Below are 20,966 nucleotides of genomic sequence, written 5' to 3' on the forward strand. Positions count from 1 at the left end.
CTCGTCCTTGCCGTCCATCAGAGCGGGATGTTCCCGTGCTTCCTCCACGGGTTCTCGAGCTTCTTGTCCCGCAGCATCACCAGCGAGCGGCAGATGCGCTTGCGGGTCTCGTGCGGCAGGATCACGTCGTCGATGAAGCCGCGGGCGCCGGCGACGAAGGGGTTGGCGAAGCGGGCCTTGTACTCGGCCTCGCGCGCGGCCAGCTTGGCCGGGTCGTTCTTGTCCTCGCGGAAGATGATCTCCACCGCGCCCTTGGCGCCCATCACCGCGATCTCGGCGTTCGGCCAGGCGAAGTTGACGTCGCCGCGCAGGTGCTTGGAGCTCATCACGTCGTAGGCGCCGCCGTAGGCCTTGCGGGTGATCACCGTCACCTTCGGCACCGTGCATTCGGCATAGGCGAACAGCAGCTTGGCGCCGTGCTTGATGATGCCGCCGTATTCCTGGCTGGTGCCGGGCATGAAGCCGGGCACGTCGACGAAGGTGATCACCGGGATGTTGAAGGCGTCGCAGAAGCGCACGAAGCGCGCCGCCTTGATCGAGCTCTTGATGTCCAGGCAGCCGGCCAGCACCAGCGGCTGGTTGGCGACGATGCCCACCGTCTGCCCCTCCATCCGCGCGAAGCCGATCACGATGTTCTTCGCGTACTCCGGCTGCAGCTCGAAGAAGTCGCCGTCGTCCACCGTCTTGACGATCAGCTCCTTCATGTCGTAGGGCTTGTTGGGGTTGTCCGGCACCAGCGTGTCGAGCGAGTAGTCCATCCGGTCGACCGGATCGTTGCTGGGGCGGGTGGGCGGCTTCTCGCGGTTGTTCAGCGGCAGGTAGCTGTACAGGCGGCGCAGCATCTCCAGCGCTTCGACGTCGTTCTCGAAGGCCAGGTCGGCCACGCCGCTGCGGGTGGTGTGGGTGCCGGCGCCGCCCAGCTCCTCGGCCGTCACCTCCTCGTGCGTCACCGTCTTCACCACCTCGGGGCCGGTGACGAACATGTAGGAGCTGTCGCGCACCATGAAGATGAAGTCGGTCATGGCCGGCGAATACACCGCGCCGCCCGCGCAGGGGCCCATGATCAGGCTGATCTGCGGGATCACGCCGGAGGCCATCACGTTGCGCTGGAACACGTCGGCATAACCGCCCAGCGAAGCGACGCCTTCCTGGATGCGGGCGCCGCCCGAGTCGTTCAGCCCGATCACCGGCGCGCCGACCTTCATGGCCTGGTCCATCACCTTGCAGATCTTCTCGGCATGCGCCTCCGACAGCGCGCCGCCGAACACGGTGAAGTCCTGGCTGAACACGAACACCAGCCGGCCGTTGATCATCCCGTAGCCGGTGACCACGCCGTCGCCCGGGATCTTGTTGTCCTGCATGCCGAAGTCGTGGCAGCGGTGCTCGACGAACATGTCCCATTCCTCGAACGTGCCCTCGTCCAGCAACAGCTCCAGCCGCTCGCGCGCGGTCAGCTTGCCCTTCTTGTGCTGCGCCTCGATGCGCTTGGTGCCGCCGCCCAGGCGCGCGGCCGCCCGCTTCTTCTCCAGTTGGTCCAGGATGTCCTGCATCGCTCTTCTCCGGGGTGTTCCGTCGTCGTGTGTCAGTCTTGTGCGCGCCAGCTCGCCAGCAGGCGCCGGGCGGCGGTGGAGGCGGGCAGCTGGCCGCCCTCGACCTCGGCGGTCAGCTCGGGCAGCAGGGCCTGCACCTGCGGGTGCTGCCGGAAGTCCTGCCGCAGCCCGCTTTCGATGCGCTCCCACATCCACGCGCGGGCCTGGTGGCGGCGCCGGCCGGCCAGTTCGCCGCTGGACTGGCGCAACTCGCGGAAGCGGCTGACGGCCGCCCAGAAGCGGTCCACGCCCTCGCCCTTCAGGGCACTGAGTTGCAGCACCTGCGGCTGCCAGGCGCCGCGCTCGCGGCCCTGCTGCGTGAACAGGCGCATCGCGCTGGTGATCTGGGCCTGCGCCCGGGTGGCGGCCGCCGCGTCGATGTCGGCCTTGTTGATCACCACCAGGTCGGCCAGCTCCATCACGCCCTTCTTGATCGCCTGCAGGTCGTCGCCGGCGTTGGGCAGTTGCAGCAGCACGAACATGTCCGTCATCCCGGACACGGCGGTTTCGCTCTGGCCGACGCCGACCGTCTCGACGATGACCACGTCGTAGCCCGCGGCCTCGCACACCAGCATCGCCTCGCGCGTCTTCTCGGCCACCCCGCCCAGCGTGCCGCCGGAAGGGCTGGGCCGGATGTAGGCGTGCTCGTGAACGGAGAGCTTCTCCATCCGGGTCTTGTCGCCCAGGATGGAGCCGCCCGACACGCTGCTGGACGGGTCGATGGTCAGCACCGCGACGCGGTGTCCCTGCCCGATGAGGTGCAGGCCGAGGGTCTCGATGAAGGTGCTCTTGCCCACGCCGGGCACGCCGGAGATGCCCAGCCGGAAGGACCGGCCGGTGTGCGGCAGCAGTGCGGTCAGGAGGCCATCGGCCCGCGCGCGATGGTCGGCGCGCGTGGACTCCAGCAGCGTGATGGCCTTGGCGACCGCCCGCCGCTCGCCGCGCAGGATCGGCGCGATGAAATTGGAATCGGACCCCAATTAGGCGGCCGCTTTCTTGATCTGCTCCAGCACATCCTTGGCGCTGGCCGGGATGGGCGTGCCCGGGCCGTAGATGCCCTTGACGCCCGCCTCGTACAGGTAGTCGTAGTCCTGCTGCGGCACCACGCCGCCGACGAACACGATGATGTCGTCGGCACCCTGCTTCTTCAGTTCCGCCAGGATGGCCGGCACCAGCGTCTTGTGGCCGGCCGCCAGCGTGGACACGCCGACCGCGTGCACGTCGTTCTCGATCGCCTGGCGGGCGCACTCCTCGGGGGTCTGGAACAGCGGCCCGATGTCCACGTCGAAGCCCAGGTCGGCGAAGGCGGTGGCCACCACCTTGGAGCCGCGGTCGTGCCCGTCCTGCCCCAGCTTGGCGATCATGACCCGCGGGCGCCGGCCCTGTTCGCGGGCGAACTGGTCGATCTCGCCCTTCAGCTTGTCCCAGCCCTCGGCCGAGTCGTAGGCAGCTGCATACACGCCGGTCACCTTTTGCGTATCGGCGCGGTGGCGCCCGTAGACCTTCTCCAGTGCGTCCGAGACCTCGCCGACCGTCGCGCGCAACCGGATCGCCCGGATGCTCAGGTCGAGCAGGTTGCCTTCGCCGCTCTTGGCGGCGGCGGTGAGCGCCTCCAGCGCCGCCTGCACCGCCGCGGTGTCGCGCGTGGCGCGGATCTTCTGCAGGCCCGCGACCTGCTGCTCGCGCACCTTGTGGTTGTCCACCTCCAGGATCTCGACCGGGTCTTCCTTGGGCAGCCGGTATTTGTTGACCCCGACGATCACGTCCTTGCCCGAATCGATGCGGGCCTGCTTCTCGGCGGCCGCCGCCTCGATCTTCAGCTTGGCCCAGCCCGAGTCCACGGCGCGCGTCATGCCGCCCATGGCCTCGACCTCCTCGATGATGGCCCAGGCGGCGTCGGCCATGTCCTGGGTCAGCTTTTCCATCATGTAGCTGCCGGCCCAGGGATCGATCACGTCGGTGACGTGGCTTTCCTCCTGGATGATCAGCTGGGTGTTGCGCGCGATGCGCGAGGAGAACTCCGAGGGCAGCGCGATCGCCTCGTCGAAGCTGTTGGTGTGCAGCGACTGGGTGCCGCCGAACACCGCCGCCATCGCCTCGATGGTGGTGCGCACCACGTTGTTGTAGGGGTCCTGCTCGGTCAGCGACCAGCCCGAGGTCTGGCAGTGCGTGCGCAGCATCAGGCTGCGGGGGTTCTTCGCGCCGAAGCCCTTCATGATGCGGCACCACAGCAGGCGGGCGGCGCGCATCTTGGCGATCTCCAGGTAGAAGTTCATGCCGATCGCCCAGAAGAACGACAGGCGCCCGGCGAAGGCGTCCACGTCCAGACCCTTGGCCATGGCGGTCTTCACGTACTCCTTGCCGTCGGCCAGCGTGAAGGCCAGTTCCAGCGCCTGGTTGGCTCCGGCCTCCTGCATGTGGTAGCCGGAGATCGAGATCGAGTTGAACTTCGGCATCTTCGCCGCCGTGTAGGCGATGATGTCGCCGACGATCCGCATGCTCGGCTCGGGCGGGTAGATGTAGGTGTTGCGGACCATGAACTCCTTGAGGATGTCGTTCTGGATGGTCCCGGACAACTGGTCCTGCGCCACGCCCTGCTCCTCGGCCGCCACCACGTAGCCGGCCAGCACCGGCAGCACGGCGCCGTTCATGGTCATGGACACGCTCACCTTGTCCAGCGGGATGCCGTCGAACAGGATCTTCATGTCCTCCACCGAGTCGATCGCCACGCCGGCCTTGCCGACGTCGCCGGTGACGCGCGGGTGGTCGCTGTCGTAGCCGCGGTGGGTGGCCAGGTCGAAGGCCACCGACACGCCCTGCCCGCCGCGGTCCAGGCCCTGGCGGTAGAAGGCGTTGGACTCCTCCGCGGTGGAAAAGCCCGCGTACTGGCGGATGGTCCAGGGCCGCGAGGCGTACATGGTGGCCTGCGGACCGCGGATGTAGGGCTCGAAGCCGGGCAGGCTGTCGGTGTGCGGCAGGCCTTGCAGGTCGGCCGCGGTGTACAGCGGCTTGACGGTGATGCCGTCGGGCGTGACCCAGTTCAGCGCGGCGGGGTCGCCGCCGGGCGCGGACTTGGCGGCGGCCTTGGCCCAATCCTGCAGGCTGGCTTGCTTGAATTCGGGGGCAGAGCTCATGGGAGGGTTCTTCCGGAGATCCCGGGATCTTACCTGATTCATAATTATTGATGCAAAATGCGTGAGCGACGCGCTTCCGGCCAGTCGCGCCCCTCGACCTGCACCCACCGCCTCCCATGTCCGCCGTTTCGCTCGCCCCTCGCGCCCTCTACGAAGAGGTGGCGGAACTGCTGCGCCAGCGCATCTTCCGGCGCGAACTGGAGCCGGGCGCCTGGATCGACGAGGTGAAGATCGCACAGGAGTACGGCATCAGCCGCACGCCCATGCGCGAGGCGCTCAAGGTGCTGGCCGCCGAGGGCCTGGTGACCATGAAGGTGCGGCGCGGCGCCTATGTCACCGAGGTGTCGGAGCAGGACCTGGCCGAGGTCTACCACCTGCTCTCGCTGCTGGAGAGCGACGCCGCTGCCGTCGCAGCGACGCGCGCCAGCGAGGCCGAACTGCGCGAGCTGCAGGCCCTGCACAAGGAACTGGAAGGGGCCGTGCGCCAGCGCGAGAAGTTCTTCGCCATCAACGAGCGCTTCCACATGCGGCTGCTGGAGATCGCCGGCAACCGCTGGCGCAACCAGATGGTGGCCGACCTGCGCAAGGTGATGAAGCTGCACCGGCACAACTCGCTGTTCAAGTCCGGCCGCATCGACGAGAGCCTGGCCGAGCACCGGCTCGTGATGAATGCGCTGGAGAAGCGTGACGCCGCCGCCGCGCAGCAGCGCATGCAGGAGCACTTCAGGAACGGACTGGAAGCGGCGGGTTGAGGCTCAGGCCCGCTGCAGCAGCACGACGGCGCGCGCCTCGATGCTCTGGCCCTGCCCGACCGGGCCGAGCCGCTCGGCCGTCTTGGCCTTCACGTTCACCTGCTCCGGCGGCAGGCCCAGCGCGCCCGCGATGCGCGCGCGCATGGCTTCGATGTGGGGCGCCAGCTTCGGCGCCTGCGCGACCACGGTGCTGTCGACATTGGCGATGGTCCAGCCCGCAGCCGCCACCCGCGCGGCAGCTTCCTTCAGCAGCAGCACCGAGTCCGCGCCCTTGAACCGGTCGTCGGTGTCCGGGAAGTGCCGACCGATGTCGCCCAGGCCCGCGCCGCCCAGCAACGCATCGGTGATCGCGTGCAGCAGCACGTCGGCATCCGAGTGGCCGAGCAGGCCCCGCTCGTACGGCACCACCACCCCGCCGATCACCAGCGCGCGCCCCGGCACCAGCGCATGCACGTCCCAGCCTTCGCCGATGCGGATCGCCTTCATGCCGCCCGGCTCCTGAGTACCGCCTCGGCCAGCGCGAAATCCTCCGGCCAGGTCACCTTGAAGTTGTCGAGGCTGCCGGGCACCAGCAGCGGCTTGAGTCCCAGGCCCTCGACGGCGGAGGCCTCGTCCGTGACGCTGCCGGCGTGGTCCAGCGCGCGGCGCAGCAGGCCGAGCCGGAACATCTGCGGCGTCTGCGCCAGCCACTTGTGCTGGCGCGGCAGGGTCCGGGTCACGCGGCCATCCTCCTCTTCCTTCAGCGTGTCGGCCAGCGGCTGGGCCAGCAGCCCGCCGACCTCGTCGCCGATGCAGGCATCGATCAGGCGCTCGACCTGCACAGCCCGCAGCAGGCAGCGTGCGGCATCGTGCACCAGCACCCAGTCCTCGTCCTGGGCGCCGCGCGCCTCCAGTTCGGCCAGCCCGTTGGCGACGGTCTGCGCGCGCGTCTCGCCGCCGCAGCGCGCCACGTGCCAGCCCTGGCCCTGGGGCATGCGCTCGTCGCCGGGCGCGACAACCACGACCACGGAGCCGATGCGCGGCACGCACAGGAAGACGTCCAGGGTGTGCAGCACCAGCATGCGGCCGGCCAGCAGTTCGTACTGCTTGGGACCGGCCGTACCGGCGCGGCTGCCGGAGCCCCCGGCGGGGATGAGGACGTGGCAGGTCGGGGGGCGGTTCACGGAAGTCCTTGGGCACCGGCGCGGATGGCCATGACGGCCTGCGCGGGGACGGGGCATTCTAGAATCCCTGCACACCCCTCACCTTCGCCGTGCGGGGTGTTCGCGTTTGTTCCGCACTTCCTGATGGACCTCCCCAAGCTTTCCCCCGGCAAGCGATTCGCCTTGCCGCGCCCGCCCGGCTCGGCCGACGCCCTGCTGCTGGCGCGCCTGGCCGAGCGCGAGCACGCCGCCGGCCGCCCGGTGGCGATCGTCACCGCCACCGCCACCGACGCGCGCCGCCTGCTGGACGAACTGGCCTTCTTCGCGCCGGACCTGCGCTGCTGCCTGTTCCCCGACTGGGAAACCCTGCCCTACGACAGCTTCTCGCCGCACCAGGACCTGATCAGCGAACGCCTGGCCACGCTCTGGCGCATCTCGCAGGGCGAGGCCGACGTGGTGATCGTGCCCGCCACCACGGCGCTCTACCGGCTGGCACCGCCGGCGTTCCTGGCGCGCTACACCTTCCACTTCAAGGACAAGCAGAAGCTCCAGGAAGCCAGGCTCAAGGCCCAGCTCACCCTGGCCGGCTACAACCACGTGACGCAGGTGGTCAGCCCGGGCGAGTACGCGGTGCGCGGCGGCCTGATCGACCTGTTCCCCATGGGCTCGGCGGTGCCCTACCGCATCGACCTGTTCGACGACGAGATCGACTCGATCCGCGCCTTCGACCCCGACACCCAGCGCAGCCTGTACCCGGTGCCCGAGGTGCGACTGCTGCCCGGCCGCGAGTTCCCCATGGACGAGGACGCGCGGGCGAAATTCCGGCACCGCTGGCGCGAGCTGCTGGAGGGCGACCCGACCCGCAGCCGCATCTACAAGGACATGGGCAACGGCGTGGCCACCGCCGGCATCGAGTACTACCTGCCGCTGTTCTTCGACCAGACCGCGACGGTGTTCGACTACCTGGGCGCGCAGGCCACGCTGGTGCTGCATGGCGAGCTGGAGCCGGCTTTCCAGCAGTTCTGGCAGGACACGAAGGACCGCCATCGCCTGCTGCAGGGCGACCCGGACCGCCCCATCCTGCCGCCCGAGGCGCTGTTCCTGTCGATCGAGCAGTTCTACGGCAAGGCCAACGAACAGGCGCAACTGGCGATCCGCCCGGGCGTGCAGGACGTGGAAGACAGCGCCCGGTTCCGGAAGCTGCCGGAGCTGTCGGTGGTTCGCGGCGCCGAAGAGCCCCTGGCGCGCTTCAAGCAGCACGTTTGCGCCACTTCGCACCGGGTGCTGGTGCTGGCCGAGAGCGCCGGCCGGCGCGAGAGCCTGCTGGACTTCCTGCGCGCCAGCCAGCTTTCCGTGCCGGCCTTCGACTCGCTGGAGGAATTCCAGGGCAGCGACGAGAAGCTGGGCATCGCCACGGCCGCCCTGGTGGAAGGCTTCGCCTGGCCGGAAGCCGCGATCGACTTCGTCACCGAGACCGAGCTGTTCGCCGCCGGCCCGACCACGCGCCGGCGCCGCAGGCAGGAGCAGGTCAGCGACGTCGAGTCCCTGATCAAGGACCTGTCGGAGCTGAACGTGGGCGACCCGGTGGTGCACGCGCAGCACGGCATCGGCCGCTACAAGGGCCTGGTCAACATGGACCTGGGCCAGGGCAGCACCGAGTTCCTGCACCTGGAATACGCCGACAAGGCCACGCTGTACGTGCCGGTCAGCCAATTGCACCAGATCAGCCGCTACACCGGCGTATCGGCGGAGGAAGCGCCGCTGCACAAGCTCGGCTCCGGCCAGTGGGAGAAGGCCCGGCGCAAGGCCGCCGAGCAGGTGCGCGACACCGCCGCCGAGCTGCTGAACATCTACGCCCGCCGCGCCGCCCGTGAGGGCCACGCCTTCCGCTTCTCGCCGCAGGACTACGAGGTGTTCGCCAACGATTTCGGCTTCGAGGAAACGGCCGACCAGAACGCGGCCATCCACGCCGTGATCCAGGACATGATTTCGCCGCGGCCGATGGACCGGCTGGTGTGCGGCGACGTGGGCTTCGGCAAGACCGAAGTGGCGCTGCGGGCCGCCTTCATCGCCGTCACGGGCGGCAGGCAGGTCGCCTTCCTCGCGCCCACCACGCTGCTGGCCGAGCAGCACTACCAGACGCTGGTGGACCGCTTCTCGCGCTGGCCGGTGAAGGTGGCGGAGATGAGCCGCTTCCGCTCGCAAAAGGAGATCACGGCGGCGGCCAAGGGCCTGGCCGACGGCAGCGTGGACATCGTGGTGGGCACCCACAAGCTGCTGTCGCCGACGATCGGGTTCAAGAACCTGGGCCTGCTGATCATCGACGAGGAGCACCGCTTCGGCGTGCGCCACAAGGAGGCGATGAAGGCGATGCGCGCCGAGGTGGACGTGCTGACGCTGACCGCCACGCCGATCCCGCGCACGCTGGGCATGGCGCTGGAGGGCCTGCGCGACCTGTCGGTGATCGCCACCGCGCCGCAGCGCCGGCTGGCGATCAAGACCTTCGTGCGCAACGAGGGCAGCGGCGTGATCCGCGAGGCCATCCTGCGCGAGTTGAAGCGCGGCGGCCAGGCCTATTTCCTGCACAACGAGGTCGAGACCATCGAGAACCGGCGCGAGCGGCTGCAGCAACTGCTGCCCGAAGCGCGCATCGCCGTGGCGCACGGCCAGATGCCCGAGCGCGAGCTGGAGCGGGTGATGCGCGACTTCGTGGCGCAGCGCTTCAACGTGCTGCTGTGCTCGACCATCATCGAGACCGGCATCGACGTCCCCACCGCCAACACCATCGTCATCGCGCGCGCCGACAAGTTCGGGCTGGCGCAGCTGCACCAACTGCGCGGCCGCGTCGGCCGCAGCCACCACCAGGCCTATGCCTACCTGATGGTCCCGGACACGCAAAGCCTGACCCGGCACGCGAGCCAGCGGCTGGACGCGATCCAGCAGATGGAGGAGCTGGGCTCGGGCTTCTACCTGGCCATGCACGACCTGGAGATCCGCGGCGTCGGCGAGGTGCTGGGCGAGAACCAGAGCGGCAACATGCTGGAGGTCGGCTTCCAGCTGTACAACGAGATGCTGGCCGAGGCCGTCACGTCGCTCAAGGCCGGCAAGGAGCCGGACCTGCTGGCCCCGCTGTCGGTCACCACCGAGATCAACCTGCACGCGCCGGCCCTGCTGCCCGTCGACTACTGCGGCGACGTGCACCTGCGGCTGTCGTTCTACAAGAAGCTGGCCACAGCCAAGACCAGCGACCAGATCGACACGCTGATGGAGGAACTGGTCGACCGCTTCGGCAAGCTGCCGCCGCAGGCCCAGACGCTGGTCGACGTGCACCGGCTGCGGGTGCTGGCGCGCCCCTATGGCGTGGCCAAGGTGGATGCGGCGCCGGGCGTGACCCACATCACCTTCCGCGCCAACCCCCCCGTGGACGCGATGCGCATCATCGAGCTGGTCCAGAAGAACCGCCACATCAAGCTGGCCGGCAACGAGAAGCTGCGCATCGAGCGCGAACTGAAGGAGCCCAGGGACCGGGCGCTGATGGTGCGCGACGTGCTGCGGTCGCTCGGCGCGCCGAAGGCGATGGAGCCGGCGTAAGCCACTGCGCCGGCCCCGCGAACGCGGGGAACGACGCGCGCGCTCTGCGGAAGGCCCGCAGCTCGGCCATGCGCCCGCGCCGCCGCAAATGGACGAGCTTGCGAAATCGCTGACGTGTGTCGAGACTGGCCCCATGAGCCGCGCCGTCCGCCTGCTCTGCCTGCTGGCCCTGTGGTTCACCGGACCCTGGGCGGCTGCGAACGACATCGCCCGGTCCGACGTGGTGGTGCTGCAGGTCGATGGCGCCGTCGGTCCCGCGAGCGCGGACTACCTGCGCCGCGGACTGGCTGTGGCGCAGAAGCGGCAGGCGCAACTGCTGGTGCTGCAGATCGACACGCCGGGTGGCCTGGACAGCTCGATGCGCATGATGATCAAGGACATCCTGTCCTCGCCGGTGCCGGTAGCCTCCTTCGTCGCGCCCGGCGGCGCCCGGGCGGCGAGCGCCGGCACCTTCATCCTGTATGCCAGCCACATCGCCGCCATGACGCCGGCCAGCACGCTGGGCGCGGCGACGCCGGTGGCCATTGGCATGCCCGGCGGTCCGTCGCCGAACAACCCCGCTCCGGCGGCGGGCCAGCCGGCTCCCGGGGCCAGCGCGCCCGCGCCGGCCGACACCGGCGATGCGCTCTCGGCCAAGCGCGTCTCCGATGCCGCCGCCTACATCCGCGGCCTGGCGCAACTGCGCGGACGCAATGCGGAATGGGCCGAGAAGGCGGTGCGCGAGGCCGTCAGCCTCTCGGCGCCGGAGGCGCTGCAGCTCAAGGTGGTGGACGTGGTCGCCACCGACCTGCCCGACCTGCTGGACAAGCTCGAGGGCCGCGAACTGCGCATGGGCGCCAGCGTGCGCCGCCTGAGCACCCGCGAGGCACCGGTGGTGACCTTCGACGAGGACTGGCGCAGCCGCCTGCTGTCGGTGATCACCAACCCCAGCCTGGCGCTGCTGCTGATGATGGCCGGCGTGTACGGTCTGATCTTCGAGTTCAGCAACCCCGGCATGGTGGCGCCGGGCGTGGTCGGCGCCATTTGCCTGGTGCTGGCGCTGTTCGCGCTGCAGATGCTGCCGGTCGACTACGCGGGGCTCGCACTCATCCTGCTGGGTATCGCCTTCCTGGTCGCCGAAGCCTTCCTGCCGAGTTTCGGCGTGCTGGGCCTGGGCGGTCTCGCGGCCTTCGCGTTCGGCTGCGTGATGCTGATCGACAGCGACTCGCCGGGCTGGGGCATCCCGCTGCCCCTGGTGGGCGGGCTGGCGCTGGTGACCGCCGCCTTCGTGCTGCTGGTCGCCGGCATGGCCGCGAAGGCCAGGCGCCGCCCCGTCGTGACCGGCCTGCAGGGGCTGGTGGGCGCCGCCGGCGAACTGGTGGAGTTCTCGGGCGGCCAGGGCTGGGCGCTGGTGCAGGGCGAGCACTGGAAGGTGCGCGGCCCCGTGCAGCTGCGGGTGGGCGACCGGGTGCGGGTGAGCCGCCTGCAGGACGGCGTGCTGGAAGTGGTGGCAGCCTGAGGCCCCCGGCTTCGGGCCACGGGAGAACGAGATGATCGCTGGCGGCATCGGTTTGGGCTTCGTGGTGCTCCTGCTCGCGGTGTTCCTGGGGACCGCGCTGCGGATCCTGCGCGAGTACGAGCGCGGCGTGGTGTTCCAGCTCGGGCGCTTCTGGAAGGTGAAGGGGCCCGGCCTGGTGATCCTGGTGCCGGTCATCCAGCAGCTGGTGCGCGTGGACCTGCGCGTGGTGGTGATGGACATCCCCAGCCAGGACGTGATCACGCGCGACAACGTGTCGGTCAAGGTGAGCGCCGTGCTGTACTTCCGCGTGGTCGACCCGGCCCGCGCCATCATCCAGGTGGAGCGCTACCTCGAGGCCACCAGCCAGCTGGCGCAGACCACGCTGCGGGCCGTGCTGGGCAAGCACGAGCTGGACGACCTGCTGTCCGAGCGCGAGCGCCTCAACCTGGACATCCAGAAGATCCTGGACGCGCAGACCGACACCTGGGGCATCAAGGTCACCAACGTGGAGATCAAGCACGTGGACCTGGACGACACCATGGTCCGCGCCATCGCGCGCCAGGCCGAGGCCGAGCGCGAGCGGCGCGCCAAGGTCATCCACGCCGAAGGCGAGCTGCAGGCCTCGCACAAGCTGGCCGAGGCCGCCGCGGTGCTGGCGACGCAGCCGCAGGCGCTGCAACTGCGCTACCTGGAGACGCTGACGGTGATCGCCGCCGACAAGAACTCCACCATCGTCTTCCCGCTGCCGGTGGAGATGCTCGGGCCGATGCTGCGGGGAATCGCCGGCGCGCCCGAACGCTGAGGCGTCCGCCTGAGGGCCCAGGCCCTCAGGCCGGCCCGTTCCAGGCCGCGTGGAACCCGAACGGCACCACCTGCGGCAGTTCCAGCGTGGCCAGGCACTGCATCGAAGCCGGGTCGAGCACGGCCAGCTGCGTGCCGGCGTCGCCGTCGGCCAGGGTCGGCACCAGCAGCACGCCGTCCTCCTCGTCCTGCGACCCCGGCCGGTCCACCATCAGGGGCTCCATCTGCACCGCGCCTTCCGGGCGCTGCCAGCTCCCGGCGACCGCCCTGGCATCCAGGTCCAGCTTCAGGGTGCGATCGAACATCGGCGCCTGCCCGGCCGGGTCCACCCCGGCACACCAGGCGAGCCGGGCCCGCTGCCGGCCCCAACGGGAGCCGTGCACCACCGGCAGTTCGGCCCCCTCGGCCAGCCGCTGCGGCGAGGCCGCGCCGGCACCGGGCGCCAGTCGGTACCGCAGGACCTCCATCGGCAGGCCGGTGGGCCGGCCCGCGCGCAGGCGATCCAGGCGCAGGGCCTCGAAGATGCCGTCGCCCCAGGTGCACAGGTCCAGCACGGTGTCCTGGCCGTCCTCCCAGGCCTGCACGGCATGGAAGGCCATCATCGGCGGCACCGCCCAGGTCTGCACGCCGCCGTCGGCGCGCGAGACGCGGTGGATGCGCGAGCCGCCCTCCGGCTCCCAGCCGAACTTGTCCATGTACGGCGAGCCGCTGAACATGAACCTGAACATGTGCGCGCGCAGCGCGGGCTCCCACACCAGCACGTGCTCCGGCGTCAGCGCGAAGGCATGCAGGTAGCCCGGCTTGCCCACCGGGATGCGGGCCAGCACCTCGCGGCGGCGGCTGCCCGGCCGCACGCGGAACACCTTGTAGCTGCAGTGCGGGCCGAACTCGGCGCCCACGTTCCACCAGGTGCCGTCGGTCTCGGTGATGCCGTGCGCGGCCATCAGGTGCAGCGGCTCGTGGTCGTCGAACGCGAAGCGGCCGACGGTTGCCAGCGTGTCCGGATCGAATTCGGTCAGCAGGGGCGTTTCGGTCTGGGCCACCCAGCGCCCGTCGACGCGCGACATCACCACGGCGCCGTTGTCGGTGACGCGGGGCTGGCGCAACTGCCGCAGGCGCTGCCACCAGGGCTGCGGCTCGGGCGAGCCGAACCCGCCGTACGCGGGCCGCCCTGATTCGATGCTCTCGAGGTAGTCGCGGCTGCGCAGGAAGCGGCTGCGGTAGCTGGCGCCGCCCGGGGCGATGCGCACCCGGTGCAGCATGGCCAGGCCGTCGAACCAGTGCGCGTAGCTGCCGCCGGGCAGGTCCCACAGGGCCGGGCCGTTCAGCAGCAGGTCGCCGCGCAGCCACTCGGGCAGCGCGCCGCGCACCGCCACGCCGGCTTCGTCGATCTCGCGGGCGCCGCTGGCCAGGCCCCGGAGCCTTCCGGCCAGTGCGACGGCGCGGGCTTCGGCGGGATGGTGGGCAGTCATGGCAGATCCTTGCGGGCCGGCGAAGGCGGCCCCCGGGCGGCAGCATCATGCGCCTGCCCGCGACGCGCGCCAAGGCCGGTTTCAACCCGACAACGGATGACCTCGCGCTGGCCGTGGCCGGCTCGGCCGCCAGCCGGGGAGGCTGCCGCACAGATGGGACAATCGACCCATCATGAGCACCCGCGCATTCGCACCCGGCCTTGCCATCCAGGGCTTCATGCCCCCCCTGAAGCTCAGCGACTTCAAGCTCGCCGTCTTCGACATGGATTCCACGCTGATCAACATCGAATGCGTGGACGAGATCGCCGACGCGGTTGGCCTCAAGGAGGAAGTGGCGGCGATCACCGAGGCGGCCATGCGCGGCGAGATCGCCGACTACAAGGAAAGCCTGCGCCGGCGCGTGAAGCTGCTGCGGGGCGTGACCATCGCCGACATGGAGCTGGTCTATACCGGGCGGCTGCAGCTCAACCCGGGGGCGGAACGCCTGGTGCAGGCCTGCAAGGCGGCCGGCCTGAAGACGCTGCTGGTGTCGGGCGGCTTCACCTTCTTCACCGACCGCATCCGGGAGCGGCTGGGCATCGACTTCAGCCGCTCCAACGTGCTGGAGATCGAATCCGGCCCCAACTGCGGCCAGCTCACCGGCCGCATGGTCGACCAGCCCTGGGGCGACATCTGCGACGGCGCCGAAAAGCGCAAGATGCTGCTGGAGACCTGCGCGCAGCTGGGCATCGGCCCGCGCCAGGCGATTGCCATCGGCGACGGCGCGAACGACCTGCCGATGATGCGCGAGGCGGGCCTCTCCGTGGCCTACCACGCCAAGCCCAAGGTGCGCGAGCAGGCGATGGTGCAGATCAACGAGGGCGGGCTCGACCGCCTGCTGGAAGTCTTCGGCTGACCGCGCCGCGGCGCGAGCGCGCCGCTAGGCCGCCGGATCCTCGCCGCAACGCACCTCCACCCGGGCCGGGGCATCCGGATGCTGCGCCGTGGCCTCCTGCGCCAGTTCGCGGCACAGCGCCTGCAGGTCCAGTTCGCCGGGCTGCGGCGCCAGCAGGCCGGCGTCGGCGCGCGCCAGCACGCCCACCCGGTCGAGCAGGCGCGCCATGCGCTGGGTCGCCGTGCCGATCTCGTCCAGGGCCTGCAGCCGCCCGGCATCGGCCGGTGCCGCGCCCCGGCGCAGACGCTCCGCGGACGCCCGGATGGCCGCCAGCGGGGTGTGGAACTCGCGGCAGGCGACCGCCACCACCCGCGCCCGCAGTTCATTGAGCGCCTTCTGCTGCTCCAGCGCGCTGCGCATCCCGGCCTCGGAGGCCTTGCGCCCGGTGACGTCCAGGAAGGTCCAGATCACCCCGGCGTCGGGGTCGTGCGGGCGGATGCAGCTGCCGCCCATCTCCACCCAGAACAGCTCGCCGCTGCGCCGGCGCAGCTGCCGCTCGCTGGAATAGCTGTTGGACGCGATCAGCGAAGCGCGCGCTTCGGCACCGAAACGCTGCCAGCTCTCGTCGTCCGGATGGATGTAGGAGGACGGCTGGCCGATCAGCACCTGCCGCGGGTAGCCCATCATGCTGGCGAACTTCTCGTTCACCCACTCGTGCTGCCGGTTGACCGACAGCACGATGCCGACCACGGCATTGTTCAGGATCGCCTCGCGCTCCGACATGGTCACGCGCAGCTGCTGCTCGAGCTGCTTGCGCCGGCTGATGTCCATGATCACCCAGACCGTGCCCCCGCTGAGGTCGCGCCCGTTCACCGCCTTGCCCGACAGGTGGATCCAGATGCGCGTGCCGTCGAAGCGCTGCACCTGCAGCTCGCGCTCGAAGGTCTCGCCCCGCGCCACCGCGCGCGCCGAGTCGCCGCCCACCTCCAGGTACTGCTCGCGCGAGAGGTAGAACGGCTCCATCGAGGACACCGGCCGCTTGCCGGCGCCGAACATGTCCAGCATGGCCCTGTTGGCCCACTTGAGGCGTCCCGCGGCGGTGAGGAACGCGATGCCCACGATCGAGTTCTGCAGCACGATCTCGCGTTCCTGCAGCACCTCCTTGATGCGCGCCTCCGACTGCCTCAACGCCTCCACCATCGCGTGCTCGGCAGCGATGCGCGCCTGCGCCAGCTCCTTGAAGCGGCGCGCCACGTTGATGCGGTCGCCCAGCGCGAAGGACAGCAGCACCATCTCCAGCGCCGAGCCGATCAGCAGCGAGTTGGAGGTGAGCGCATTGGACGGCAGCACGCCGGTGTCGTGCAGCGCCAGCGTGCCCACGCCCAGCAGCAGCAGCGCCCAGGCCGTGAAGAACCAGCGCGCGCCGGCGTACTCGCGCCGGATGCTGACGACGCCGACCAGCGCCATCGTCACCACGCTGACGACGGCCAGCACGATCACCATCCGCGCCGAGACGACGTAGGGCAAGGCCAGCGCTGCCAGCAGGGCCAGCCCCCAGCCCGCCATCTGCGCGAGCAGCACGCGGTCCAGCCGCGGCAGCCGCGCCGCGCTGGACAGGAAGTCGCGCGCGAACAGCAGCCCGAACACCGCGGCGGCCGACAGGCCCACCGGCACCGACACGTTGTTCCACCAGCCGGCCTGCGGCCACAGGAACTGCGCGCCCAGGCCGCTGAGCGAGGCCTGCGCCAGGCCCATGGCGGCCGCGAAGGCCACGTAGTACGCGTAGCCGGGCTCTCGCACCGAGACGAACAGCAGCGCGTTGTACAGCAGCAGGCCCAGCAGCAGGCCGAAGTACAGGCTGAGCAGCGCATAGCTGGCCTGGTCGTCCCGCGCCATCGCCTCCGGCTGCCACAGGCGCACGGGCGCCACCACGGTCCCCTCCGACTGCACGCGCATGTACAGCGTGCTGCGGGCGCCGGGCGGCAGGCGCACCGGGAAGACGTGGTTGCGGTGCGCGGCCGCGCGGCTCGCAAAGGGCAGGCGGTCGCCGCCGGCCTGGTGCTCGAAGCCGAACGCACGATCGGGCGACCAGACGTCCACGCGGTCCAGCGGCGGATAGGCCACCTCCAGCAGCCAGTCGCGCGGACCGCCGGACGGAAGATCCAGCTCCACCCGGAGCCAGATGGCCGACTGCGTCAGGCCGAAATTGGCGGCGGCGCCGGCCCGCACCGGCTGCCAGCGGGCTTGCGGCGCGAGGACGTCGTCGAAGCGAAGTTCGCCCGCCGGATCTTCCAGGTAGTGGAAGGCGCCGGAGAGGTCATGCAGGCCGGCATCGAGCCGGACGCCCTCGGCCCGGACCGGCTGCAGCGCCAGGAGGAGCAGGCAGGCGCAGGCGAAAGCGAGCCGCCATGCGTGCCGCAGCAGGCCGGCCGCTAGGGCCGGCAGCGGGGTTCGACGGCGATCCGGATCGGGACCTGCGCGCATGGCCGAGCCACTATAGCAACCCGTCCATGGCGCTCCACCGACCCGAAAAGCCGGCGGACGGATGGCTGCGGCGGCGGCGCCAGCGGCGCTTCAGGCCGCCCGGCGCCGCGCCAGCACGTGCACCCGGTGCAGCAGGAACAGCACGATCGACAGGTTCAGCGCGTTCCAGGCAATGCCATTGAGGAAGGCCGCGCGGTACGAGCCGGTGAGGTCGAACACGGCGCCCGACATCCATCCGCCCAGCGCCATGCCGAACAGCGTCGCCATCAGGACCGTGCCCACCCTCGCGCCCGCCTCGGCCGGCGAGAAATGCTGCCGCACGATCAGCGCGTACGAGGGCACGATGCCGCCCTGGAACAGGCCGAACATCGCCGACACCAGGTACAGCGACACCAGCCCGTCGAACGGCAGGAACATCAGCAGCGCGACGCCCTGCAGCACCGAGCCGAGCAGCAGCGTCTTGAGGCCACCGATGCGGTCGGAGATCCAGCCCGACACCAGCCGGCTGATCACGCCCATGCCCAGCATCACGGCCAGCATTTCGGCGCCGCGCGCGGCGCCGAAGCCGAGGTCGGTGCAGTAGGCCACGATGTGCACCTGCGGCATCGACATCGCCACGCAGCAGGCCACCCCCGCCACGCACAGCAGCGCCTGCGCCGTCGCCGGGCTCAGGCCCATGGGCCGGCTCGTCCCGGAGGCCGCCGCAGCGGCCGCTTCCGGCGACGGCGCGGGCGCGGCCACGGCGAGCGGCGGGCGCGGGCGCAGGAACAAGGCCAGCGGCAGGATGCTGAGCAGGCAGAACACGCCGATGCCGATGTAGGTGTGGCGCCAGCCCGCAGCGTCGATGAAGTGCTGCATGACCGGCGGCCAGATCGCCCCCGCCACGTAGTTGCCGCTCATGCAGATGGCCAGCGCGGTGCCACGGCGGCGGTCGAACCACTGGGAGGTGTCCGAGACCAGCGGCGCGAAGGTGGCCGAGGTGCCCAGCAAGCCGATGAGAAGCCCCTGCGCAAGGCCGAAAGTCCACATCCCCGGAGCCAGGCCGGCCGCGATGAAACCGGCGCCCAGCGCCACCCCGCCCACCGCGACCGGCACCAGCACCCCGAAGCGGTCGGCCATGCGCCCCATGAGCACGCCGCCCAGCCCGAAGCCGATCATGGTCAGCGTGTAGGGCAGCGAAGCGGCCGCTCGGTCGATGCCGAACTCCGCCTGGATCGCGGGCAGCACCACCGTCACGGAATACATGCCCGAGCCGCCGATGGTCATGAGCAGCAGGGAGACGGCGAGCCGCCACCAGGCATAGGGGGATTCGACGGCGTGGCGGGCGGGGGCGGCGGGCGAGCCCAGCGTGGCGGTTCGGAGCATCCGCGGATTGGAACACTGCCGCGCGAAATGGCACAGCGGGGGCGCGCCTAGGCAATTCCCGCGATGGCCAACGGCTGGGCTTTGCTATCTTCGCCGTGTCCGCACGGAGAAGGAACCGCCATGAAGAAACTGCGCGCCGTCGCCGCAGCACTTGCCCTCGCAGCCCCGCTCGCCCACGCCGCCCCCATCGTCGTCGGCCAGGTCGCCGCAATGACCGGCATGGAAGCCAGCCAGGGCCGCGCCTATGCCGCCGGCATGCAGCTCGTCTTCAACAGCGTCAATGCCGCGGGCGGCGTGAACGGCCACACCTTCACGCTGGTGCGCAAGGACGACGGCGGCCGTTCCGAGGACACGGTGCCCGCCACCCGCCAACTGCTGGCCGACGACAAGCCGACGGTGCTGGCCGGCTACATCGGCAGCCGCAACGTGGGGGAACTGCTGCAGTCGGGACTGCTGGAGAAGGAACGCATCGCGCTGGTCGGCTACCGCACCACCGAGATCCGCCCCGACAAGGCCTGGGTGTACAGCGTGCGCGCCGGCCTGCGCGACGAACTGAACAAGCTCGCCGAACACCTTGCGACCATCGGCATCAACCGCCTGGGCCTGTTCTACGAAGACGGGCCCGGCGCACCGGCGCTGATCGCCGCGGCCGACGAATCGGCCGCCCGGGTCAAGGCGCAGGTCATTGCCCGCGGCTCCTACCCGGCGGGCGGCGCCGCCGTCGCGCAGGCCGTGGACCTGTTCATCAAGCAGCCCCCGCAGGCCATCCTGATGGTGTCCAGCGGCGCCGCGGCGGCCGCCTTCATCGAGCAGTACCGGGGCAACGGCGGCACGGCCCAGCTGTTCGCGCACTCGGGCGCCGACATCGAGCAGATGTCCAAGCGGCTGGGCGAGGAGCAGATGCAGGGCGTGGCCATCGCGCAGGTCACGCCCAGCCCCTACAAGATCGCGAACCGGCTGGCCAAGGAGTTCACCGACCTGGTCGCCAGGACGCCCAACCTGGAAGTGCCGGTGAGCTACGCCATGATGGAGGGCTTCATCACCGCCAAGGTGATCGTCGAGGCGGTGCGGCGCCAGGGCGCCCGGCCCACGCGCGAAGGCATGGTCGCGGCCCTCGACGGCATGGACCGGGTCGACCTGGGCGGCTACCTGATCGGCTTCAGGCCGGGCATGCGCACCGGCTCGCGCTTCGTCGAACTGTCCATCATCAGCGGCTCCGGCCGGATCCGGCAGTAGCGGTCGCCCGCCGGGGGCGGCTCATCCGCCGTCGGACGCTGACTACAAGGTCGCGTGCCGGGGGCCGACCGGGCACGCCGGCCGCACGGCCTAAGGTGGAGCCAGCACGCCCCACCGCCCCATGCAGCCAGCCGCCCGGCGCCACTTCTCCATGCTGCGAGGCTTCCACCTCGCCGACTTCCTCACGCTGGGCAACGCGGCCTGCGGAGTCGGCTCGGTGTTCCTGGCCATGCTGTACCTGGCCAGCGGCGACACCTCGCACTTCCTGGCGTCCGCCGCGCTCGCGCCGGCCGCCCTCGCCTTCGACGTGCTGGACGGTCGCATCGCCCGCGCCCGCCACGAGCATTCGCCACTCGGGCGCGAACTGGATTCGCTGTCCGACGTGATCTCGTTCGGCGTGGCACCCGCCGCCCTGGGCTTCGCCGCCGGCCTGCAGGGCGGCTGGGACGCGGCGGTGCTGGTCTACTTCGTCTGCTGCGGGGTGAGCCGGCTGGCCCGCTACAACGTCACTGCCGACGCGCTGGCCGGCGCCGGCGGCAAGGTCGCCTACTTCGAGGGCACGCCCATCCCGACCAGCGTGCTGCTCACGGCCGTGCTGGCCTGGGCGGCCTGGCACGGCCGGCTGGGCGATGCGATCTACGGCGGCGCGATCGCACTGGGGCCCTGGGTGCTGCACCCCCTGTCGCTGCTGTTCGCGCTGTCCGGCACCCTGATGGTCAGCAAGACCCTGCGCATCCCCAAGCTGTGAGGGTGAGCCGCCCTCAGGAGGCCGGCGGGCGCTTGCGGTTCTTCTGCAGGATGGCCAGCACGATCAACCCGTAGGCGACCACCCGCAGCAGGTAGAAGAGCGGTTCCAGTTCGCTGGCGGCGAACAGCAGGCCCAGCGCGACCCGGTTGACGGCCTCCAGCCAGAACGAAAGCGCGAAGCACAGGAAGAAACTGTCGCGGGTGCTCCGCCAGAACCGGAAGAAGAACAGTCCGACCACGAACGAACCCATCGCGATGGCGCCCGTCAGCATCTGGCTCAT

At 70.5% G+C, this 20,966-nt stretch carries 16 protein-coding genes; 7 read left to right on the forward strand and 9 right to left on the reverse strand.

Translation table 11 applies throughout. The features are described from left to right. Window positions 1-17 precede the first annotated feature (17 nt). From V6M57_RS12400 to scpA, 3 genes are read right to left on the reverse strand one after another with little or no spacing between them, the layout of a single operon-like run. A complete protein-coding gene (locus tag V6M57_RS12400) occupies window positions 18-1,550 on the reverse strand; it encodes an acyl-CoA carboxylase subunit beta (RefSeq protein WP_332815302.1) in 1,533 nt (510 codons plus the stop codon). 32 nt (window positions 1,551-1,582) lie between these two features. Next, on the reverse strand, window positions 1,583-2,569 hold the full coding sequence (gene meaB / locus V6M57_RS12405; RefSeq protein ID WP_332815303.1) for a methylmalonyl Co-A mutase-associated GTPase MeaB: 987 nt from the start codon (window positions 2,567-2,569) through the stop codon (window positions 1,583-1,585). Continuing rightward, on the reverse strand, window positions 2,570-4,723 hold the full coding sequence (gene scpA, locus V6M57_RS12410; protein WP_332815304.1) for a methylmalonyl-CoA mutase: 2,154 nt from the start codon (window positions 4,721-4,723) through the stop codon (window positions 2,570-2,572). Between the two features lie 116 nt (window positions 4,724-4,839). Here scpA and V6M57_RS12415 point away from each other — a divergent pair, with 116 nt between their 5' ends. Beyond that, window positions 4,840-5,475, forward strand: coding sequence for a GntR family transcriptional regulator (locus tag V6M57_RS12415; protein ID WP_332815305.1), 636 nt, complete (start codon window positions 4,840-4,842; stop codon window positions 5,473-5,475). 3 nt (window positions 5,476-5,478) lie between these two features. Here the strand turns inward: V6M57_RS12415 and ispF are convergent, their stop codons facing one another. After that, entirely contained in the window at window positions 5,479-5,961 is a 483-nt protein-coding gene (gene ispF, locus V6M57_RS12420) for a 2-C-methyl-D-erythritol 2,4-cyclodiphosphate synthase (RefSeq protein WP_332815306.1), read from the reverse strand. Further along, a complete protein-coding gene (gene ispD / locus V6M57_RS12425; protein WP_332815307.1) occupies window positions 5,958-6,638 on the reverse strand; it encodes a 2-C-methyl-D-erythritol 4-phosphate cytidylyltransferase in 681 nt (226 codons plus the stop codon). Before ispD ends, ispF begins: the two co-directional genes overlap by 4 nt. A gap of 123 nt (window positions 6,639-6,761) precedes the next feature. Between ispD and mfd the strand changes: the two genes are divergently transcribed. From mfd to V6M57_RS12440, 3 genes are all read left to right on the forward strand, one after another. Further along, window positions 6,762-10,208, forward strand: coding sequence for a transcription-repair coupling factor (mfd, locus tag V6M57_RS12430; RefSeq protein ID WP_332815308.1), 3,447 nt, complete (start codon window positions 6,762-6,764; stop codon window positions 10,206-10,208). A gap of 133 nt (window positions 10,209-10,341) precedes the next feature. Next, a complete protein-coding gene (locus V6M57_RS12435) occupies window positions 10,342-11,706 on the forward strand; it encodes an NfeD family protein (RefSeq protein ID WP_332815309.1) in 1,365 nt (454 codons plus the stop codon). Window positions 11,707-11,737: 31 nt separating this feature from the next. Beyond that, window positions 11,738-12,508: a slipin family protein gene (locus V6M57_RS12440; RefSeq protein ID WP_332815310.1), complete on the forward strand. Its 771-nt coding sequence runs from the start codon at window positions 11,738-11,740 to the stop codon at window positions 12,506-12,508. Between the two features lie 25 nt (window positions 12,509-12,533). Here V6M57_RS12440 and V6M57_RS12445 read toward each other — a convergent pair whose 3' ends face one another. Continuing rightward, entirely contained in the window at window positions 12,534-13,979 is a 1,446-nt protein-coding gene (locus tag V6M57_RS12445; protein ID WP_332815311.1) for a carotenoid oxygenase family protein, read from the reverse strand. Window positions 13,980-14,151: 172 nt separating this feature from the next. Here V6M57_RS12445 and serB point away from each other — a divergent pair, with 172 nt between their 5' ends. Then, window positions 14,152-14,874 carry a phosphoserine phosphatase SerB gene (serB, locus tag V6M57_RS12450; protein WP_332815312.1) on the forward strand — a complete coding sequence of 241 codons (723 nt, stop codon included), beginning with the start codon at window positions 14,152-14,154 and terminating at the stop codon, window positions 14,872-14,874. 24 nt (window positions 14,875-14,898) lie between these two features. Here the strand turns inward: serB and V6M57_RS12455 are convergent, their stop codons facing one another. Together V6M57_RS12455 and V6M57_RS12460 are read right to left on the reverse strand one after the other, a co-directional pair. Continuing rightward, window positions 14,899-17,337, reverse strand: a complete 2,439-nt coding sequence (locus V6M57_RS12455; protein ID WP_332815313.1) for a 7TM diverse intracellular signaling domain-containing protein — start codon at window positions 17,335-17,337, stop codon at window positions 14,899-14,901. 90 nt (window positions 17,338-17,427) lie between these two features. Then, window positions 17,428-18,702: an MFS transporter gene (locus V6M57_RS12460; RefSeq protein ID WP_332815314.1), complete on the reverse strand. Its 1,275-nt coding sequence runs from the start codon at window positions 18,700-18,702 to the stop codon at window positions 17,428-17,430. Window positions 18,703-18,822: 120 nt separating this feature from the next. On the opposite strand from V6M57_RS12460, the gene V6M57_RS12465 reads away from it, so the two are divergent. Together V6M57_RS12465 and V6M57_RS12470 are read left to right on the forward strand one after the other, a co-directional pair. After that, on the forward strand, window positions 18,823-19,938 hold the full coding sequence (locus V6M57_RS12465; RefSeq protein WP_332815315.1) for an ABC transporter substrate-binding protein: 1,116 nt from the start codon (window positions 18,823-18,825) through the stop codon (window positions 19,936-19,938). Between the two features lie 121 nt (window positions 19,939-20,059). Further along, window positions 20,060-20,686, forward strand: coding sequence for a CDP-alcohol phosphatidyltransferase family protein (locus V6M57_RS12470; protein ID WP_332815316.1), 627 nt, complete (start codon window positions 20,060-20,062; stop codon window positions 20,684-20,686). Window positions 20,687-20,699: 13 nt separating this feature from the next. Here V6M57_RS12470 and V6M57_RS12475 read toward each other — a convergent pair whose 3' ends face one another. Then, window positions 20,700-20,966, reverse strand: coding sequence for a DUF5985 family protein (locus V6M57_RS12475; RefSeq protein ID WP_332815317.1), 267 nt, complete (start codon window positions 20,964-20,966; stop codon window positions 20,700-20,702).

This window comes from Ramlibacter sp. (assembly GCF_036676645.1).
In the GTDB taxonomy this organism is placed as follows: domain Bacteria; phylum Pseudomonadota; class Gammaproteobacteria; order Burkholderiales; family Burkholderiaceae_C; genus Ramlibacter.

Bases quoted from the DNA above. Each gene is read 5' to 3' on its own strand.
- V6M57_RS12400 (WP_332815302.1), bottom strand. From the start codon at position 1,550: ATGCAGGACATCCTGGACCAACTGGAGAAGAAGCGGGCGGCCGCGCGC.
- scpA (WP_332815304.1), bottom strand. From the start codon at position 4,723: ATGAGCTCTGCCCCCGAATTCAAGCAAGCCAGCCTGCAGGATTGGGCC.
- V6M57_RS12415 (WP_332815305.1), top strand. From the start codon at position 4,840: ATGTCCGCCGTTTCGCTCGCCCCTCGCGCCCTCTACGAAGAGGTGGCG.
- ispF (WP_332815306.1), bottom strand. From the start codon at position 5,961: ATGAAGGCGATCCGCATCGGCGAAGGCTGGGACGTGCATGCGCTGGTG.
- mfd (WP_332815308.1), top strand. From the start codon at position 6,762: ATGGACCTCCCCAAGCTTTCCCCCGGCAAGCGATTCGCCTTGCCGCGC.
- V6M57_RS12435 (WP_332815309.1), top strand. From the start codon at position 10,342: ATGAGCCGCGCCGTCCGCCTGCTCTGCCTGCTGGCCCTGTGGTTCACC.
- V6M57_RS12440 (WP_332815310.1), top strand. From the start codon at position 11,738: ATGATCGCTGGCGGCATCGGTTTGGGCTTCGTGGTGCTCCTGCTCGCG.
- V6M57_RS12445 (WP_332815311.1), bottom strand. From the start codon at position 13,979: ATGACTGCCCACCATCCCGCCGAAGCCCGCGCCGTCGCACTGGCCGGA.
- serB (WP_332815312.1), top strand. From the start codon at position 14,152: ATGAGCACCCGCGCATTCGCACCCGGCCTTGCCATCCAGGGCTTCATG.
- V6M57_RS12455 (WP_332815313.1), bottom strand. From the start codon at position 17,337: ATGCGCGCAGGTCCCGATCCGGATCGCCGTCGAACCCCGCTGCCGGCC.
- V6M57_RS12460 (WP_332815314.1), bottom strand. From the start codon at position 18,702: ATGCTCCGAACCGCCACGCTGGGCTCGCCCGCCGCCCCCGCCCGCCAC.
- V6M57_RS12465 (WP_332815315.1), top strand. From the start codon at position 18,823: ATGAAGAAACTGCGCGCCGTCGCCGCAGCACTTGCCCTCGCAGCCCCG.
- V6M57_RS12470 (WP_332815316.1), top strand. From the start codon at position 20,060: ATGCAGCCAGCCGCCCGGCGCCACTTCTCCATGCTGCGAGGCTTCCAC.
- V6M57_RS12475 (WP_332815317.1), bottom strand. From the start codon at position 20,966: ATGAGCCAGATGCTGACGGGCGCCATCGCGATGGGTTCGTTCGTGGTC.